Source organism: Methylobacterium sp. 1A (assembly GCF_058072805.1).
On record NZ_JBYQVE010000001.1, the window covers coordinates 2,098,047 to 2,114,811 of the forward strand.

Annotated in this window: 18 protein-coding genes; 7 read left to right on the forward strand and 11 right to left on the reverse strand. The window is 70.4% G+C overall.

Annotated features, from left to right (window positions below; genetic code table 11):
- Positions 1 to 7 precede the first annotated feature (7 nt).
- Positions 8 to 322 (reverse strand): hypothetical protein, encoded by a 315-nt coding sequence (locus ACX9MN_RS10245; RefSeq protein ID WP_091927819.1) that lies wholly within the window; start codon positions 320 to 322, stop codon positions 8 to 10.
- 223 nt (positions 323 to 545) lie between these two features.
- Between ACX9MN_RS10245 and ACX9MN_RS10250 the strand changes: the two genes are divergently transcribed.
- Together ACX9MN_RS10250 and ACX9MN_RS10255 are read left to right on the forward strand one after the other, a co-directional pair.
- Positions 546 to 1,223 (forward strand): TetR/AcrR family transcriptional regulator, encoded by a 678-nt coding sequence (locus ACX9MN_RS10250; protein WP_489724335.1) that lies wholly within the window; start codon positions 546 to 548, stop codon positions 1,221 to 1,223.
- A 57-nt stretch (positions 1,224 to 1,280) separates the two neighbouring features.
- Positions 1,281 to 1,742 (forward strand): DUF2852 domain-containing protein, encoded by a 462-nt coding sequence (locus ACX9MN_RS10255; protein ID WP_489724336.1) that lies wholly within the window; start codon positions 1,281 to 1,283, stop codon positions 1,740 to 1,742.
- Between the two features lie 61 nt (positions 1,743 to 1,803).
- On the opposite strand, the gene ACX9MN_RS10260 is transcribed toward ACX9MN_RS10255, so the two are convergent.
- Positions 1,804 to 3,495 (reverse strand): methyl-accepting chemotaxis protein, encoded by a 1,692-nt coding sequence (locus tag ACX9MN_RS10260; protein ID WP_489724337.1) that lies wholly within the window; start codon positions 3,493 to 3,495, stop codon positions 1,804 to 1,806.
- A 478-nt stretch (positions 3,496 to 3,973) separates the two neighbouring features.
- On the opposite strand from ACX9MN_RS10260, the gene upp reads away from it, so the two are divergent.
- Complete coding sequence (gene upp, locus ACX9MN_RS10265) at positions 3,974 to 4,609, forward strand: uracil phosphoribosyltransferase (RefSeq protein ID WP_020096508.1); 636 nt, start codon at positions 3,974 to 3,976, stop codon at positions 4,607 to 4,609.
- A 9-nt stretch (positions 4,610 to 4,618) separates the two neighbouring features.
- Here upp and ACX9MN_RS10270 read toward each other — a convergent pair whose 3' ends face one another.
- Genes ACX9MN_RS10270 through kaiC form a run of 4 tightly spaced genes read right to left on the reverse strand, consistent with a single transcriptional unit; the run spans position 4,619 to position 8,710 of the window.
- The gene (locus tag ACX9MN_RS10270) at positions 4,619 to 6,370 is read right to left on the reverse strand and encodes an ATP-binding protein (protein WP_091976656.1); all 1,752 of its coding nucleotides are present in this window, start codon (positions 6,368 to 6,370) and stop codon (positions 4,619 to 4,621) included.
- On the reverse strand, positions 6,370 to 6,642 hold the full coding sequence (locus tag ACX9MN_RS10275) for a circadian clock KaiB family protein (protein ID WP_020096506.1): 273 nt from the start codon (positions 6,640 to 6,642) through the stop codon (positions 6,370 to 6,372). The genes ACX9MN_RS10270 and ACX9MN_RS10275 overlap by 1 nt, the downstream gene beginning before the upstream one ends.
- A 41-nt stretch (positions 6,643 to 6,683) precedes the next feature.
- Complete coding sequence (locus ACX9MN_RS10280) at positions 6,684 to 7,025, reverse strand: circadian clock KaiB family protein (protein ID WP_056528328.1); 342 nt, start codon at positions 7,023 to 7,025, stop codon at positions 6,684 to 6,686.
- Entirely contained in the window at positions 7,022 to 8,710 is a 1,689-nt protein-coding gene (kaiC, locus tag ACX9MN_RS10285) for a circadian clock protein KaiC (RefSeq protein ID WP_489724338.1), read from the reverse strand. The genes ACX9MN_RS10280 and kaiC overlap by 4 nt, the downstream gene beginning before the upstream one ends.
- A gap of 247 nt (positions 8,711 to 8,957) precedes the next feature.
- Here kaiC and ACX9MN_RS10290 point away from each other — a divergent pair, with 247 nt between their 5' ends.
- The 4 genes from ACX9MN_RS10290 to ACX9MN_RS10305 all read left to right on the forward strand — a co-directional run bounded on the left by ACX9MN_RS10290 (position 8,958) and on the right by ACX9MN_RS10305 (position 12,496).
- On the forward strand, positions 8,958 to 9,584 hold the full coding sequence (locus ACX9MN_RS10290) for a DUF938 domain-containing protein (RefSeq protein ID WP_489724339.1): 627 nt from the start codon (positions 8,958 to 8,960) through the stop codon (positions 9,582 to 9,584).
- 119 nt (positions 9,585 to 9,703) lie between these two features.
- Positions 9,704 to 10,945 carry an ABC transporter substrate-binding protein gene (locus tag ACX9MN_RS10295; protein WP_091677173.1) on the forward strand — a complete coding sequence of 414 codons (1,242 nt, stop codon included), beginning with the start codon at positions 9,704 to 9,706 and terminating at the stop codon, positions 10,943 to 10,945.
- A 121-nt stretch (positions 10,946 to 11,066) separates the two neighbouring features.
- Positions 11,067 to 12,080, forward strand: coding sequence for an NAD(P)H-quinone oxidoreductase (locus ACX9MN_RS10300; RefSeq protein ID WP_489724340.1), 1,014 nt, complete (start codon positions 11,067 to 11,069; stop codon positions 12,078 to 12,080).
- A 113-nt stretch (positions 12,081 to 12,193) separates the two neighbouring features.
- The gene (locus tag ACX9MN_RS10305; protein WP_020091847.1) at positions 12,194 to 12,496 is read left to right on the forward strand and encodes a flagellar basal body-associated FliL family protein; all 303 of its coding nucleotides are present in this window, start codon (positions 12,194 to 12,196) and stop codon (positions 12,494 to 12,496) included.
- A gap of 45 nt (positions 12,497 to 12,541) precedes the next feature.
- Here the strand turns inward: ACX9MN_RS10305 and ACX9MN_RS10310 are convergent, their stop codons facing one another.
- The 5 genes from ACX9MN_RS10310 to ACX9MN_RS10330 all read right to left on the reverse strand — a co-directional run bounded on the left by ACX9MN_RS10310 (position 12,542) and on the right by ACX9MN_RS10330 (position 16,759).
- Positions 12,542 to 13,423 (reverse strand): 3-hydroxybutyryl-CoA dehydrogenase, encoded by an 882-nt coding sequence (locus ACX9MN_RS10310; protein WP_026604743.1) that lies wholly within the window; start codon positions 13,421 to 13,423, stop codon positions 12,542 to 12,544.
- Positions 13,424 to 13,606: 183 nt separating this feature from the next.
- On the reverse strand, positions 13,607 to 14,560 hold the full coding sequence (locus ACX9MN_RS10315; protein ID WP_056528343.1) for an electron transfer flavoprotein subunit alpha/FixB family protein: 954 nt from the start codon (positions 14,558 to 14,560) through the stop codon (positions 13,607 to 13,609).
- Between the two features lie 66 nt (positions 14,561 to 14,626).
- A complete protein-coding gene (locus tag ACX9MN_RS10320; RefSeq protein ID WP_056528346.1) occupies positions 14,627 to 15,376 on the reverse strand; it encodes an electron transfer flavoprotein subunit beta/FixA family protein in 750 nt (249 codons plus the stop codon).
- A gap of 167 nt (positions 15,377 to 15,543) precedes the next feature.
- Complete coding sequence (locus ACX9MN_RS10325) at positions 15,544 to 16,116, reverse strand: cob(I)yrinic acid a,c-diamide adenosyltransferase (protein WP_056528350.1); 573 nt, start codon at positions 16,114 to 16,116, stop codon at positions 15,544 to 15,546.
- Positions 16,117 to 16,129: 13 nt separating this feature from the next.
- A complete protein-coding gene (locus ACX9MN_RS10330; RefSeq protein ID WP_489724341.1) occupies positions 16,130 to 16,759 on the reverse strand; it encodes an acyloxyacyl hydrolase in 630 nt (209 codons plus the stop codon).
- Between the last annotated feature and the right edge of the window lie 6 nt (positions 16,760 to 16,765).

Below are 16,765 nucleotides of genomic sequence, written 5' to 3' on the forward strand. Positions count from 1 at the left end.
CGCCGGATCACATTGTCGAGACGCCGGACGGCGACGCGTCGGACGACCGGTCCTCCGCCACGAGCGCCGCGATGTCGTCGGGATCCACCGCGTCGATCGGGCGCCGGATCTTCAGGGCCCGCGTGGGCGCGCCGGCGCGCATCACCAGCACGATCGTCTCCATGTCGGGGCAGCCCGGATCGGCGCAGGCGATCTCGTTGACCGCCAGCGTGTCGGCTTCTCCGAGGCCGAGGGCCGTCCGCAGATCCTGCTTCAGGCGCGCCGCGATCGCGGCGCGCTCCGCCGAGCGGGTTCGCCACGCCTTGAGGCTCACGAAAGCCATGCGCGATGCTCGTTGTCCTGCCGTGGAAGACCGGTTGCGGATGTGTAACACTGTTACAGTTTTCCGGGGGCGGTCAAGCGTCGCCCCATGCGCCTGAAACAACCGTCGTGTTCACCGGTCATGTAGAGGCCGACCTCGGAAAAACCGACTGCGTTGGTCTTCGGACTCGACAGGGGCGTAGAGGTCCGGTGTGGTGTAATAGGCGCGCGAAGGATGTGAGATCTTGCGACCCTGGCGGGACGGACCGGACGACCGGCGGAGCTACCATCACGGCAACCTGAAGGAGGCCCTGCTGGAGGCCGCGCGCCGGTTCATCGCCGAACGCGGGATCGGCGGCTTCACCCTGGTCGACGCCGCGCGGCTCGTCGGCGTGACGCCGGCCGCCTTATACCGCCATTTCCGCGGCCGCGAGGCGCTCCTGGAGGAGCTGGCCGGGCGCGGCTTCGCGGAGCTCGCCGCGCGTCTGGCGCGGGCCCTGACGTCGCGCGGGACGCCGCTGGAGCGGTTCACCCGGATGGGCGAGACCTATCTCGCCTTCGCCGAGGAGGAGCCGGCCTACTACGCGGCGATCTTCGAGACCCGCGGGGCACCCGCCGGCGAGGCCGATCCCGACGCGCCGCCCGGCACCCCCGGTGCGGAGGCGCGGCCGAGTCCCTTCGACCTGCTGGTGGAAGCGCTGCAGGCGACCTTCGCGGACGGGTTCGGGGGCGTGGCGCCCCGCTTCATCGCCCTGGAGGTCTGGGCCCTCGCGCACGGCCTCGCCACCCTCTCGGCCGCCGGCCATCTGCCGCGCGGCCCCGGCTTCCCCGACAAGTACGAGTTGCTGCGGGCCGGAGTCCTCGCTCTGGTCCACGGGGCGGGGCGCCCCGGCGAGCGCGACGGCGGCGGTGGGCGGCCTTGAAAGGCCCCCGCCGGACCCGCATGTTAACCGCGTTCACATGAACAGCGGAGCACAGCCGTGACCTCTCAATCCTCCTCTCCCTGGGCGACCGGCAGGCTCTGCCGGTCCGGCCCGTTCCCGCGTCGGTCGCTGGAGATCGGCGCGATCGTGGTGGGCTTCATCTACTGGTGGCCGGTCGGCCTCGCGCTCGTGGCCTGGAAATTCGCGGGCTACCCGGCCTTCGCCGAGATGCGGGACGCCGCGCGCCGGACGGTGTCGGGGTTCGAGGGCGGGCGCCCCGCGTCGCGCTTCGCCCGCGCTTTCGAGGCCGCGAACCGCCGCGGCGGCAGCGGGAATGCCGCCTTCGACGAGTACCGCCGGGCCGAGCTCGACCGCCTCGAGGCGCAGCGCCGCGCCCTCGAGGAAGAGAGCCGCGCCTTCTCGGACTTCGTGGAGGAGCTGAAGCGCGCTCGCGACCGCGAGCAGTTCGACGCGTTCATGGCCAAGCGCCGGACCGAGGGTGGCGGCCGCGCGGTCTGATTCTGCGACGCGGCGTCCGGGCTCATCGGCCCGGACGCACCCCTGAACGCCACGTGCCGTCTCAGGCCGCGCGGACGCGATCGAGGAACCGCGCCACCTCGCCGCTCAGGTGCTCGGACTGCTCCGAGAGCCGCGACGCCTCGGCCAGAACCTGCCCGGCGGCCTGACCGGTCTTCTCGACGGCCCCCGCGACGCTGACGATGCTGCGGGTCACCTCGCCGGTGCCGGCCGCGGCCTGACCGACGTTGCGGACGATCTCGTGGGTCGCCGCGCCCTGCTGCTCCACCGCCGCCGCGATCGTGGTCGCCACGCCGTCGATGTCCCGGATCCGGGCCGTGATCGTCCCGATCGCCGCGACGGCCTGCCCGGTCGAGGCCTGCACCCGCCCGATCTGACCCGCGATCTCCTCGGTCGCCTTGGCGGTCTGCTCGGCCAGCGCCTTCACCTCGGTGGCCACCACCGCGAAGCCGCGGCCGGCCGCGCCCGCGCGCGCCGCCTCGATCGTGGCGTTGAGCGCCAGCAGGTTGGTCTGGCCCGCGATGGTCGAGATCAGCCCGACCACGTCGCCGATCCGCGCCACGGCCTCGCTCAGGTCCCGGACCAGCGCGCCGGTCCGGTCGGCCTCCGCGACCGCCGCGCGGGCGAGGCTGGCCGAGCCGTCGACCTGCCGGCCGATCTCCTGCACGGAGGCGCCGAGTTCCTCGGCCGCCGCCGCCACGGTGCCGACGTTGCTGGCCGCCTCCTCGGCCGCGGCCGCGACGGTGGTCGACTGCCCCGCGGTCTCGGCCGCGGTCTCCGTCATGCCGCGGGCCGTGGCCTGCAGGCCGGCCGCCGCGGTCGAGACCTGCGCGACGATCCCGCCGACGGCGTCGGCGAAGCGGTCGGCGACCTGCCGCATCGCGAGGCCGCGCTGACGCTCCGCGTCCTGCCGGGCCGCCTCGGCCTCGGCCTCCAGCTGCCGGGTGCGGATCAGGTTGTCCTTGAACACCTGCACGGCCGCCGCCATGGCGCCGATCTCGTCGCGACGATGCCGGAACGGGACCTCGGTGCCGGCCTCACCCCGCGCCAGCCGGGTCATCGCGGCGGTCATCGCGGCGATCGGCCGCGAGATGTAGAGGAGGCCGAAGATCGCCGCCGCCAGGGCGGACACCAGCGCGAGGCCGATGCTGGCGACGGCCGCGGCGGACGCGGCCTCGACCCGGATCATCGCCGCGTCCGCGTCCTGCTGCGCCGCTTTCTCGTCGTGGTCCGCCAGACGGGCCAGGGCCGCCCGGGCACCGTCGTACAGTGCCACGACGTCGGGCCGGATCAGCAGCGCGGTCGCCTCCGTCTGCCGCCCCGCCTCCACGAGGCGCCGCACGTCCCGATCCACCTCCGCGAATCGGGTCCAGGACGCGCCGAACGCGTCGTAGTGCCGCCGCTCCTCGGCGGTGGTGATCAGCGGTTCGTAAGCCCGGCGCGCGTCGCGCAGCCGCGCGTGCGTGGTCGCCAGGGCGGCCTCATTGGCGTCCCGGTGCTCCGGCGTATCCGACAGCAGGATGAGCCGGTACTGCTTGATGCGCACCTCGGAGGCCGCCACTTCGATCGCGCCGACCTTCTCGAGGGAGGGCACCCAGTCCCTGGCCAGCGCCGTCGCAGCCTGCCCGATCCCGGCCAGCTGACGGAGGGACAGACCGCCCTGCGCCGCGGAGATCAGGGCAAGTCCCGCGAAGAGAAGGGCCAGGATTGCTTTGAGTGGAATGGATGCGCGCATGACGATCCTCGGCCAGATCCGAGTGCGGGACGGTCGCATCGGGCGGCCCGACGCAGGCGACTGCATCTAGCCACTTCGGGATCCCGCGCAACTCGCGCCTTAGAAACATCACAGAACGATTTTTGCTTATAAAAATACTGCAGAAACCGATAATTTACCGAGCAAAGCTACATTATCATATCAGATAAAGGTGAACCGTCGCGCAGGTTCGGGTATCCGGTTCGCCCGAAAATCTCTCTTATCCAGACGAAAGCGTTGACGGCGACGAGACAAGTGACGTTTGTGCCGGACCCGCACGCGACGGACCGCGCCGACCGAGCCCCCATCCTTCCGAGAGGATTCAGCGCCCGGCCGCGATGCCTACCAGAGTCCTCACGCACCTCCGTCGATCCGGCCTTCCGCCGGGATCACCGGGACGAGTTGCACCCCGGCCTTCGCTCCTGCATTGCTCCTCAACCGCAAGGGGAGGGTTCGGGGCATGTCGACGGCTCGGGTCACCGTGGTCGATCACCCGCTGGTGCAGCACAAGCTGACCCATCTGCGGGACAAGAACCGCTCGACCAAGGGCTTCCGGCAGATCCTCAACGAGATCGGGATGCTGCTGGCCTACGAGGTGACCCGTGACCTCCCGCTGGAGCCCGTCACCATCGAGACGCCCCTCCAGCCGATGCAGGGGCAGCAGATCCAGGGCAAGAAGCTGGTGCTCGCGCCGATCCTCCGCGCCGGAGTGGGCTTTCTCGACGGCATGCTGTCGCTGGTCCCGTCGGCCCGCGTCGCGCATATCGGGCTCTACCGGGATCCCGAGACGCTGGAAGCCGTGGAGTACTACTTCAAGGCGCCGTCCGATCTGGCCGACCGGACGGTGCTGGTGCTGGATCCGATGCTGGCGACCGCCAACTCGGCGATCGCGGCCCTCGACCGCCTCAAGGCCCGGGGCGCCTCCGACCTCCGCTTCGTCTGCCTACTGGCGGCGCCGGAGGGCCTCGCCAAGTTCCAGGCCGCCCATCCGGACGTGCCGGTCTGGACCGCGGCGATCGACAGCCACCTGAACGACCACGGCTACATCGTCCCGGGCCTCGGCGACGCCGGCGACCGGATGTACGGCACCCGCTAGGAGCCGGCCTCAGCGCCGACGCCGGGCTCCGGCGCGGCCCTTGCCGACGACCTTGCGGAGGGTCTGCGAGAGCTGATCCACCGAGTAGGGCTTCTGGATCAGGTCGAAGCCGTGGACGCCCTCCTGCGCCAGCACGTGGCTGTAGCCGGAGGTGAGGACCACCGGCAGGTCGGGCAGGCGCCGCTGCAGCTCGCGGGCCAGCGCGATACCGCCCATGCCGGGCATCACGACGTCGGAGAAGACGGCGTCGAAGCGGAAGGGGATCCTCTCGATCTCGACGAGCGCCTCCTCGGCATTGGTCGCCCAGACGGTCTTGTGCCCGAGATCTTCCAGGATCTGCGTGGCGAAGCGGCCGACCTCGATGTTGTCCTCGACGACCAGCACGCAGAGGCTGGCGCCGTCGAGCCCGTTCTCCTCGCTCCGCGGCGTGACGGACATGTCCGGCGCGTGCTCCGCCTGCGGCAGGTAGAGCGTGAAGGTCGTGCCGTGGCCCGGGCTGCTCGACACGTCGACGTCGCCCCCGGACTGCTTGGCGAAGCCGAAGACCTGGGACAGCCCGAGCCCGGTGCCCTTGCCGATGTCCTTGGTGGTGAAGAACGGCTCGAAGATGCGCGGCAGCACGTCGGCCGGAATGCCGATGCCGGTGTCGGACAGCGACACCGCCGCGAAGGTGCTGCGCGACCCCGCGTGACCGCGGATCGCCGGCATCGGCCGGTCGCCGGATAGCTTCAGGGTGAGGGTGCCCTCACCGCCCATCGCGTCGCGGGCGTTCACCGCCATGTTGATCAGCGCGGTCTCGAACTGGCTGAGGTCGGCGCGGATGTAGCAGGGGGTGGCGGGGATCTCGGCCAGAACGCTGATGCGCGCTCCGGTGACCGAATCCAGCATCTCCGCCACGGCCCGCAGCGAGGCGCCCACCTCGAAAACTTCGGGCCGGAGGGCCTGGCGACGCGCGAAGGCCAGGAGCTGGCCGGTCAGCTTGGCGGCGCGGTCGACCGTGTCGGAGATGGCCTCGACGTAACGGCGACGGCGCTCCTCCGGCAGGTCCGGGCGCTTGAGCAGGTCGGTGGAGGATTTGATCACCGTCAACAGGTTGTTGAAGTCGTGGGCGACGCCGCCGGTCAGCTGCCCCACCGCTTCGAGCTTCTGCGACTGCCGCAGCGCCTCCTCCACGCGCTCGCGCTCGGCGCTCTCGGACTGGAGTTTGGCATGAGCCTCCGCCAACGCCTGCATATTGCGTCGCTGCTCGGTCAGATCCGTCAGGATCCCGCAGAGGAGCGGCTGATCGCCCTGGCAGGCGAAGCGGCTGAGCGACAGGAAGGTCGCGCTCTCCGATCCCGCCGCGTGCAGCGCGATCTCCTCGCGGACGGGCCCGTCCATCGCGTGCCGGATCAGGCGCCCGAGGTCGACGTCCGCGTGGACGAAACCCTGGAGCGTGCGGCCGGTCAGGCGCTCCTGCGGCTCGCCGAGCATCTCGGCCAGCCGCCGATTGCAGTAGAGCAGCGTCCCGTCCAGCGCCAACGTGAACGCGCCTTCCTGCATCTGCTCGATCAGCGCCCGGTAGGGCAGGTCCGCGTTCTCGAGCGTGTAGACGAGGCGCTCGTGGTTCGGCCCCTCCACCACGACGGCGTCGAAATCGCCCCGGCGGATGGCCGCGAGGGTCTCCTCGCTCTCCTCCAGCCGCGCCTCGAGTTCGCGGATATGGGCGCGATAGGCGTCGAGCCCGGGCTCGTCGCCGGGCAGCAGAGCGTCCACACCCATCAGAGCGGCTCCGCGGCGGACGCGATCTCGAGACTGCGCAGCACGCGGCCCTCGTCCAGGAGGTCGCCCGAGAGGCGCCGTTCCGGCCCCGGCGCCAGTCTCAGGAGTGTGGGCGCGGCGAGGATCCCGTCGCGCTCGGCAAGGTCGGGTTGCTGATAGATGTCGACGATCTCCAGCTCGTAGCGGCCCGGGAAGTGGGCTTCGCAGATGCGGCGCAGCACTTCGACCGCGCGCAGCGAGCGCGACGCGGTTCCGGCCACGAACAGCCGCAACCGGACGTGCTCCGCGTCCGTCGGAGACGAGGCGGCCGCGTTCAAGGCCGGTCGGCCTTGGGACGGATGTCGAGGCCGACCAGAACCTTCTCGGTGTTCGACAGGTCGCCGATGATCCGCTTGAGCGGCGACGGCAGCCGGCGCACGAGGGTCGGGATCGCGAGGATCTGATCGCCGGCGGCGAGCTGAGGGTTCTTCATGAGGTCGATGACCTCGATGTCGTAATGGCCGGCCAGGTGCTCCTCGCAGAACCGCTTCAGGTTGCTCAGGGCAGCGAGAGACTTGGCCGTCTGCCCGGCGACGTAGAGGCGCAGGTGATAGTGGCCGGAATCGCGGTCGGGATCCGTCTCGGGTGCTTGGTCGTCCGATGTCGTATCGCTCATTCCGCGGCACTCCGTCGTGCGCTCAACGCCTGCTGCTCCGCCGCGAGCGTGACGCCCCGCGCCGCGTCCTCGGTACGCAGGCTCTCCTCCTCGTCCACGGCCGCCTCGAGACCGGCCCTGAGCTCCTCGATCTGACGCTCCAAGGCGGAGCGTCGGCGCGCCATATCCCGGAGCCGGCGCTCGGTCGCGTCCCGGTGCTGCTGCGCGGCCGCGCGTTCCTGAGCCTCCTGAACCAGGCGCGCGGTGCCGGTGAGAACACCTGAAGGACCAATATAGGCATCCACCAACTGGATCCCGTCCGACGACATCAGAAATTCGCGGATCTGGTTGGAGTGGCTCATACCCCGCGCCTTGATGACGTAGAGGGTCCGCGTCCGCTCGCCGTTCGCCTCCATGTTCTGAAGCTTGATCCAGGCATCCATCAGGGAGGACACGCCGAGATCGTTGTCCTCGATCAGGGAGCCGTCGCCGCGGAGGGTCGTGAAGATCGCCGTGATGCCGCGGGTCTTGATCAGGTCGATCATGCGCAGGAGCGTCGCCTGCAGCTCGCCCGACGACCCGCGCAGGGCCGAGATCGGGTCGAGCACCACCACGTCCGGCCGGAACTGGTCGAGGTCGCGGTGCATCCGCGCGAGATGCGTCTCCAGACCGAACAGGCTCGGCCGCGCGGCCTCGAAGCGGAGGCGGCCGCTCGCCACGTGCGCGGCGAGGTCGAGCCCGATCGAGCGCGCGTTGCGGATGATCTGGGCACCGCTCTCCTCGAACACGAAGGCCATGCAGCGCTCGCCGCGCCGGCAGGCCGCGTCGAGGATCGAGGCGGCGAGCATGCTCTTCCCGGTCCCGGCCTCGCCGGAGATCAGGATCCCGGAGCCGCGATGGAAGCCCCGCGGTCCCAGCATGGCGTCGAGCCCGGCGATCCCCGTCGAGAGGATGCCGTCGGGCACCCCGTAGACGAGATCCGCCGAGGTCACCGGCAGGACGCTGATCCCCGCGTGATCGATCAGGAACGGGTACTCGTTGGTGCCGTGAGCGGAGCCTCGATACTTGACGACGCGCAACCGTCGCGTGGTGATCTGGTCCTCGACGCGGTTGTCGAGCAGCACGACGCAGTCGGAGGCGTACTCCTCCAGGCCCTGGCGGGTGAGCGGCCCGTCGCCGCGCTCGCCCGTGATGATCGCGGTCAGGCCGCGATCCTTGATCCAGCCGAACAGGCGGCGCAGCTCGGCGCGGAGCAGGGTCGGATCGGTGAAGCCCGCGAACAGCGTCTCGATCGTGTCGAGGACGACGCGCTTGGCCCCGATCGAGTCCACCGCGAAGCCGAGGCGGATGAACAGGCCCTCGAGGTCGTACTCTCCGGTCTCCTCGATCTCGCTCCGCTCCACGCGCACGTGGTCGATGGCGAGATGGCCGGCGGCGACGAGACCGTCGAGGTCGTAGCCGAGCGACGCGACGTTCGCCGCCAGATCCTCGGCCCGCTCCTCGAAGCTCATGAACACGCCGGGCTCGCCGTAGAGCGTCGCGCCGTTGACCAAAAAGGTCGTGGCGAACAGCGTCTTGCCGCAGCCCGCGGCGCCGCAGATGAGCGTCGGCCGCCCGGCCGGCAGACCGCCATGGGTCAGGTCGTCGAAACCGGTGATGCCGGTCGCGACCTTAGGCAGTGTCCGGGCGGCTTGCGGGTCGGGCACGATGGGCGAATCCCTGGACGTCTCGGAGGACGGCAAGTCCGGAAGTGCGGCGGCGCTCTCAACCCTGCCGGACCGATCGGGACGGTTCGCACCGCGAGAGACGCGGAGGCTGGCGCGAACAGCGCGTCGAACGGGCAGAACACCGGTGGAATGCGGTATGGCAACGGGTCCGCCCGCGCAATATGGGTGCGTGACGCGTCCGGCCGCCATCCCGTCGACGGACTGCGCAGACCGATGGAGGGCCTCCATGCTCGGCTGGGACGTCGACGTCACCGAGGCCCTGACGGCGCCGGCCGTCGCGCGCAACCGCGACGCGATCCTGGCCGTGCTCCGCGAGATCCTGCCCGACAGCGGCACCGTTCTGGAGATCGCCAGCGGCTCCGGTGAGCACGCGGTTCACGTCGCCGCGGCCCTGCCTGGCCTGGACTGGCTGCCGAGCGATCCCGAACCCGCCGCCCGGCGCAGCATCGCCGCGCACGCGCTCCGGGCCGGGCTCGACAATATCCGGCCGCCGCTCGCGCTCGACGCCGCCGCCGCGGCGTGGCCCGTCGCGCGGGTCGACGGGATCGTGTGCATCAACATGATCCACATCGCGCCCTGGGCCGCCACCGAGGGTTTGATGGCCGGCGCCGGCCGGGTCCTGAGCGCGGGCGGCGTCCTGTTCCTGTACGGGCCGTTCCGCGAGGCGGACCGGCCGTTCGCGGAGAGCAACGCCGCCTTCGACGCCTCCTTACGCGCGCGGGATCCCGCCTGGGGCGTGCGGGACCTCGACGCCGTCGCGGCGGAAGCGACCCGGCACGGGCTCAGCCTGGTCCGGCGCGTGGCCATGCCCGCCAACAATCTGAGCCTGATCTTCGGCCGGGCGGACAGGTGAGCGCCCGTCTGTCACGGCTTTCCGCATCTGCACACTGTATTCAAGCATCCGCGTGCTGCACTATCCTGTCCTGAACCCGATGCGGCGGCAAAAGCCGCACGGGCCGCAGGAGGAAGCCCATGCCGATGGAACGCAGCGTCTCGAGCCGGGCCCTCGCCCTGCTCGCAGTGGCCGGATTACTGGGATCGACACAGGCGCGGGCCGCGGATCCCATCAGGATCGGGGTGATCGCCGAGGCGCAGTCGGTGGTCGGGGCCTCGATCCCGCAGGCCGTCCAGCTCGCCGCCGACGAGATCAACGCCCAGGGCGGCGTCGACGGGCGCCAGATCCAGGTCGTCACCTACGACGACAAGTCCTCGGCCTCCGACGCGGTCCGAGCCTTCCAGCGGGCGGTCTCCGAGGACAAGGTCAACCTCGTCATCGCCAGCTACATCTCCGAGGTCGTGCTGGCGCTGATGCCCTGGGCGGCCCGGCTCAAGACGCCGATGATCACGCCCGGCGCTGCCTCGAACGAGATCAGCGCCGCGGTCCACAAGGACTACGCGCGCAACAAGTACACCTTCCACGGCTACCTGACCTCGGCGGCGCTCGCCCAGTCCATCTGCGATTCCACCAAGGACATGCTGATCGACCTGATGAAGGTGAAGACCGCCGCGATCATGAGCGAGGACGCGGCCTGGACCCGGCCTCTCGACGTCGGCTACGAGAAGTGCCTGCCCGAGATCGGCGTGAAGGTCGTCGACCACATCCGCTTCTCGCCGGACACGGGCGACTTCACGCCGATCTACAACAAGATCGAGGCGGCCAAACCCGATCTGATCGTCACAGGCATCTCGCATGTCGGCGTGCAGCCGACCGTGCAGTGGCAGAACCAGAAGGTGCCGCTCGCCATGACAGGCATGAACTCACAGGCGACGTCCTCGACCTTCTGGTCGAACACCAACGGCGCGACCCAGGGCGTGATCTTCCAGAGCATCGCGGTGCCGGGCGCGGCGATCACCGACAAGTCGCTCGCCTTCAGCGCCGCGTTCAAGAAGCGCTTCGGCAGCGACCCGTCCTACGCCGGGTACATGGCCTACGATCAGGTCTACTACGCCGCCGACGCGGTGAAGCGGGCCGGCACCACGGAGGCCGACAAGCTCGTCGACGCCCTGGAGAAGACCGACTGGGTCGGCACCGTCGGGCGCACGCAGTTCTACGGCAAGGACGACCAATTCACCCACTCGATCAAGTACGGGCCGGGCTTCGTCACCGGCCTGATGGCGCAGTGGCAGGACGGCAAGCAGGTCGCGGTCTGGCCGAAGAGCCTCGCGCAGGGCGCGATCGTCCTCCCGGCCGCCGTGAAGGCGGCGGCCCGCTAGGCGGCTCCCCGGACCGGCAACGGGCGCGCGGCTTGCCAAGCGCGCCCGTTGCCGCAAGTAGAGCCGGGCCGCGACACCGTGAGCGCGGCCGAGACGACGTGCGCGCGAAGGACAATCGCTGATGGCCACCACCGACCTGCCCGGGACCATGCGCCAGATCCGTTACGCGGGTTCCGGCGGACCGGAGGTGATCAGCCTGGAGAACGCGCCCGTGCCGAGCCCGGGGCCCGGCCAGGTCCTGATCGAGGTGGTGGCGGCCGGGGTGAACCGGCCCGACGTCGCGCAGCGGTCCGGGGTGTACCCGCCGCCGCCCGGCGCCACCGAGATTCCCGGCCTCGAAGTCGCCGGCCGCGTGGTCGCGCTCGGCAGCGGGGTCGAGGGCCTGTCGGCCGGCGACGAGGTCTGCGCCCTGGTGATCAGCGGCGGCTACGCCGAGTACGCCGTGGCCGAGGCGGCCCACTGCCTGCCGCGACCGAAGGCCGTCTCGCTGGTCGATGCCGGCGGTCTGCCGGAGACCTTCTTCACGGTCTACTCCAACGTGGTCCAGCGCGGCCGCCTGACGCGCGGCGAGAGCTTCCTCGTCCACGGCGGGTCGAGCGGCATCGGCGCCACGGCGATCCAGATCGCCAAGCATGTCGGCGCCCGGGTCTTCGCGACGGCGGGCTCCGCCGAGAAGTGCCGGTTCTGCGAGGATCTCGGGGCGGATGCCGCGATCGACTACAAGCAGGCCGACTTCGCCGAGGAACTGAAGCGCCTCACCGACGGGCGCGGCGTCGACGTCATCCTCGACATGATCGGCGCCAGCTACCTCGCCCGGAACCTGAAGTCGCTGGCACCGGACGGGCGGCTGGTGATGATCGCGCTGATGGGCGGCTACAAGGTCGACGGGCTGAACATCACGCCGATCATGCGCAACCGCCTGACCTTCACCGGCTCGACGCTCCGGCCGCGCGGGAAGGCCGACAAGGCCGCGATCGCCGACGGTCTCGGTCGGGACATCTGGCCCGAACTCGAGGCCGGACGCATCCGGTCCGTCACCCACGCCACGTTCCCGCTCGAAGAGGCGCGGGCGGCGCATGAGCTGATGGAATCAAGCGCCCATCTCGGCAAGATCCTGCTGACGACAGGGCGCTGAGCCGGCCCCGTCAGGAACCTGCCTCGGCGGCCCCGCGTTGGCGGCCGGTAACGAGATCGTGTCGCACAGCGCCCGTTCCGGCGTGTGGCGTCCCGCCGAGGAAGGTTTTGCACATGGCCGAGAGACTGAACCCCAACGAGAGCCGCCAGGGCGAGCGCGGTAAGCCGGTGCTCTGGGTCCTGGTGGCGAGTCTCGTCCTGCTGGCGATCGCCACCGTGGGCCTGCTCACGTGGAACGGCGCCAACTCGCCGAAGGACTACGCCAGCCAGAGCCAGGACGCGTCGCGCAAGGAGGTGACGGGCTCGGTCAACGGCCAGTCCGGCGGGTCGTCGCCGTCGAACAGCACCGCCGTTCCGGGCGGCAACCCGTCCTATCCGCAGCCGGCCCAGCCGGGCGCGAACGGCGCGCCGAAGTAAGGCGTCGCGCGCGGGACGGCTCGGGCCGTCCCGCACACGGCCCTCTCAGCGGGTCGGGATCGGCGTCGGGCCGCGGTAATCGTAGAAGCCGCGCTTGGCCTTCCGGCCGAGCCAGCCGGCCTCGACGTACTTCACGAGGAGCGGGCACGGCCGGTACTTCGAATCGGCGAGGCCCTCGTAGAGGACCTGCATGACCGACAGGCAGGTATCGAGGCCGATGAAGTCGGCCAGCTGCAGCGGGCCCATCGGGTGGTTCGCGCCGAGCTTCATGGCGGTGTCGATCGACTCGACCGATCCGACGCCCTCGTAGAGCGTGTAGATCGCCTCGTTGATCATCGGCAGCAGGATCCGGTTGACGATGAAGGCCGGGAAATCCTCCGACATCGTCGACGTCTTGCCGAGCTTCGCGATGAACGCCTTGGCCGACTCGTAGGTCGTGTCCTCGGTGGCGATGCCGCGGATCAGCTCGACGAGCTGCATCACCGGCACCGGGTTCATGAAGTGGATGCCGATGAACTTCTCCGGCCGGTCGGTCGCCGCCGCCAGCCGGGTGATGGAGATCGACGACGTGTTGGTCGCCACCAGGGTCTCCGGCCGCAGCGACCCGCACAGCGTGGTGAAGATCTCGCGCTTGGTCGCCTCGTTCTCGGTCGCCGCCTCGATGACGAGATCGCACGGGCCGAGGGCAGCGAAGTCGCGGGCGGGGACGATGCGCGAGCGGGCCTCGCCGCTGTCGCCCTCGGTGAGCGTGCCCTTCGAGACGAGGCGCGCGAGGCTGCCTTCGATCACCGACAGGCCGTTCTCGAGCCGGGCGGGATCGCGGTCGTTCAGCAGAACCTCGAAGCCGGCGGTGGCGCAGACTTGCGCGATGCCGCTGCCCATCTGGCCCGCGCCGACGATGCCGACCCGCTTGATCTCCATATGCATGTGCCGACCTGTGCCCCCAAGGCGGATGCCGCAGCGCTGCCGCCCAGCTCTCTGGACGGCACGGACGCGACGGCACCGCGCGAAGTCTCGCCGCTGCTGCCTTCTAGACCAATCCTCGATCCGGAAGGAACCCGTGAAGCCGCGTTCTGCGACAATGCTCGCGGGTTGCCAGATCCGGTGCCGTTACTGGCCCTTGGCTTTGCCGATCTCGGATTGCAGCTCGGGAACGACCTGGAACAGGTCGCCGACGAGGCCGTAATCGGCCACCTGGAAGATCGGCGCGTCCTCATCCTTGTTGATGGCGACGATGACCTTCGAGTCCTTCATGCCGGCGAGGTGCTGGATCGCGCCCGAGATGCCCACCGCGACGTAGAGGTCCGGCGCCACGACCTTGCCGGTCTGCCCCACCTGCCAGTCGTTCGGCGCGTAGCCCGCGTCCACGGCGGCGCGCGAGGCGCCGACGGCGGCACCGAGCGAGTCGGCCAGCGGCTCGATCAGCTCGTGGAACTTGTCCGAGGAGCCGAGCGAGCGGCCGCCGGAGACGATGATCCGCGCCGAGGCCAGTTCCGGCCGGTCGGACTTCGCGATCTCCTCGCCCTTGAAGCTCGAGCCGCCCGCCTCGGGCGCCGCCGCCGAGACGGCCTCCACCGGCGCCGGGGCGCCGCCCTCTTCGGCCGCCTTGAAGGCCGCCGTGCGCACGGTGATCACCTTCTTGCCGGCGGGCGCCTGTACGGTCTGGATGGCGTTGCCGGCGTAGATCGGCCGCTCGAACGTGTCGGGCGAGACCACCTTGATGATGTCGGAGACCTGCGCGACGTCGAGCAGGGCGGCCACGCGCGGCAGCACGTTCTTGCCCGTTGTCGAGGCCGAGGCGATGATCGTGTCGTACGGCTCGGCGATGGCGGCGATGAGCGCCGAGACCGGCTCGGCGAGGTCGTGGTCGTAGACGCCGTCCTCGGCGTTCAGGACCTTCTCGACGCCGTCGAGCTTGCCCGCGGCCTCGGCCACGGCCTTGGAGCCGGTGCCCAGCACGAGGGCGTGGACCGGCGCGCCGATCTCCTTGGCGGCGGCGAGCGCCTTCAGCGTGCTGTCCTTGATCTGGCCGTTGCCGTGCTCGACGAAGAGGAGTGTCGTCATGATCTGCTGGTGCCCTCGAAGGTGGTGGCGCGGGGCTCGACCGTCGACCGGGAGCCCCGCCTCGGATCAGATGACGCCGGCTTCGACCTTAAGCTTCTGGACGAGCTCGGCCGCGGAGGCGACCTTCACGCCGGCCGAGCGGCCCGGCGGTTCGGCGGTCTTCAGCACCGTGAGCCGCGGCGTGACGTCGACGCCGAGCGCGTCGGGTGCCAGCTCCTCCAGGGGCTTCTTCTTGGCCTTCATGATGTTGGGCAGCGATGCGTAGCGCGGCTCGTTGAGGCGGAGGTCCGTCGTCACGATGGCCGGCAGCTTGAGGCTCACGGTCTGCAGGCCGCCATCGACCTCGCGGGTGACGTCGAGGCTGCCCTCGCCGGGCTCGATCTTGTACGCGAAGGTGCCCTGAGGCCAGCCGAGCAGGGCGGCGAGCATCTGGCCGGTCTGGTTCGAGTCGTCGTCGATCGCCTGCTTGCCGAGGATGACGAGCTCCGGGCTCTCCTTCTCGACGACGGCCTTCAGGAGCTTCGCGACGGCGAGCGGCTCGCAGTTCACGTCGGTCTTCACCAGGATCGCCCGGTCGGCGCCCATGGCGAGCGCCGTGCGCAGCGTCTCCTGCGCCTGCTGCGGGCCGATCGACACGGCCACGATCTCGGTGACCTTGCCCTTCTCCTTCAGGCGGATCGCCTCCTCGACGGCGATCTCGTCGAAGGGGTTCATGGACATCTTGACGTTGGCGAGCTCGACGCCGGAGCCGTCGGCCTTCACGCGAATCTTGACGTTGTAGTCCACCACCCGCTTGACGGGCACCAGCACCTTCATGGCGGTCACGATCCTTCCCCGGAGGATTCTTGTCGTCGTGCAGGCCACTCCCACGGGCGCGCGAGGCGCAGCGTGGCCGGGGCACGCAAGGCGCCGGACCGTAACGGCCACATTTCCGCCTTGTCAACGCGGCGCCGTGGCGGCCCCGCGAAAACCGCGATGCCGGCTCAGCGATTGGCGCCGGGCACCCAGAGCACGTCGTCGGCCCCGTCGCCGTTCGCCGCCCGGCTCGCCACGAACAGGAAGTCCGACAGGCGGTTGAGGTAGCGCAGCGCCTCCGGCGAGACCGTCTCGTCCTCCCGCGCAGCGAGGCTGACCGCGAGCCGCTCGGCGCGCCGGCAGACGGTCCGGGCGAGGTGCAGGGCCGCGGCAGCCGGCGAGCCGCCGGGCAGCACGAAGGATTTCAGCGGCGGGATCGCGGCGTTGAGCGCGTCGATGTCGCGCTCCAGCCGGTCGACCTGGCTCGCCACGATCCGCAGCGGCTCGTAGGGGAGGGGCTCGGGGGTCGGCGGCGTCGCGAGGTCGGCGCCGAGGTCGAACAGGTCGTTCTGGATCGCCCCCAGCATCCCGTCGAGGGGGCCCTGCGTGTGCAGGCGCGCCATGCCGATGCAGGCATTGGTCTCGTCGACGGTGCCGTAGGTCTCGACCCGCAGGTCCGCCTTCGAGCGCCGCTGCCCGTCCGCTAGCGCGGTCGTCCCCTTGTCGCCGGTCCTCGTGTAGATGCGGTTGAGCTTGACCACGGGGTGGCGTGCCTCAGAACGTGTAGCCGATCTTGCCGCCGAAATTGGTCAGGCCGCGGTTGTTGGCGCAGAGCCCGGCATTCGACATGTGCTCGACCGTCGCCATGATGCTCCAGTGCTCCGTGAGGCGGAAGCCCAGGGCGGCCGCCTCGCGGAACATCGGCGAGCAGCCGAGGGTGTTGAAGCCGTAGGGCGTCTCGGCCTTCGGGCCGGTCCAGCCGTTATGGGCCACGCCGCCGAAGAACCCGTCGAGGAACACGCGGCGGTTGAAGGTCTCGGGGAAGATCTCGAGCGTCCAGGTCGCGCCGAGATAGGCGTAGCTGGTCCGGCCGCCGGTGTTGTAGCTGCCGCCGACGGTCGGCCGCGGCACGAAGGCCTGCCAGAACGGATCGTCGCCGATGCGCGGCTTGGCGAACAGGATCTCGCCGTTGACGTTCGCCTTGCTGAATCCGGGGAGCTTGCCCTCGGCGCTCCCGGGATCCTGCACCGCGCCGCCGATCCGGATCTCCGACACGATGCTGAGCGGCTGGACAGGGGCCGCGTAGGCGGCGGGCGGCGGCGGCGCGAGGTCGGCGGCCGAAGCCGGCAGAATCGCCGCCCCGGTCAGAAGGCCGAACAGACGGAGGCGGGAAGGGGCAGTCATGCGGGC

Coding starts and splice junctions, on each gene's coding strand:
- ACX9MN_RS10245 (WP_091927819.1), bottom strand. CDS start 322: ATGGCTTTCGTGAGCCTCAAGGCGTGGCGAACCCGCTCGGCGGAGCGC.
- ACX9MN_RS10260 (WP_489724337.1), bottom strand. CDS start 3,495: ATGCGCGCATCCATTCCACTCAAAGCAATCCTGGCCCTTCTCTTCGCG.
- upp (WP_020096508.1), top strand. CDS start 3,974: ATGTCGACGGCTCGGGTCACCGTGGTCGATCACCCGCTGGTGCAGCAC.
- ACX9MN_RS10270 (WP_091976656.1), bottom strand. CDS start 6,370: ATGGGTGTGGACGCTCTGCTGCCCGGCGACGAGCCCGGGCTCGACGCC.
- ACX9MN_RS10280 (WP_056528328.1), bottom strand. CDS start 7,025: ATGAGCGATACGACATCGGACGACCAAGCACCCGAGACGGATCCCGAC.
- ACX9MN_RS10290 (WP_489724339.1), top strand. CDS start 8,958: ATGCTCGGCTGGGACGTCGACGTCACCGAGGCCCTGACGGCGCCGGCC.
- ACX9MN_RS10295 (WP_091677173.1), top strand. CDS start 9,704: ATGCCGATGGAACGCAGCGTCTCGAGCCGGGCCCTCGCCCTGCTCGCA.
- ACX9MN_RS10300 (WP_489724340.1), top strand. CDS start 11,067: ATGGCCACCACCGACCTGCCCGGGACCATGCGCCAGATCCGTTACGCG.
- ACX9MN_RS10305 (WP_020091847.1), top strand. CDS start 12,194: ATGGCCGAGAGACTGAACCCCAACGAGAGCCGCCAGGGCGAGCGCGGT.
- ACX9MN_RS10310 (WP_026604743.1), bottom strand. CDS start 13,423: ATGCATATGGAGATCAAGCGGGTCGGCATCGTCGGCGCGGGCCAGATG.
- ACX9MN_RS10315 (WP_056528343.1), bottom strand. CDS start 14,560: ATGACGACACTCCTCTTCGTCGAGCACGGCAACGGCCAGATCAAGGAC.
- ACX9MN_RS10320 (WP_056528346.1), bottom strand. CDS start 15,376: ATGAAGGTGCTGGTGCCCGTCAAGCGGGTGGTGGACTACAACGTCAAG.
- ACX9MN_RS10330 (WP_489724341.1), bottom strand. CDS start 16,759: ATGACTGCCCCTTCCCGCCTCCGTCTGTTCGGCCTTCTGACCGGGGCG.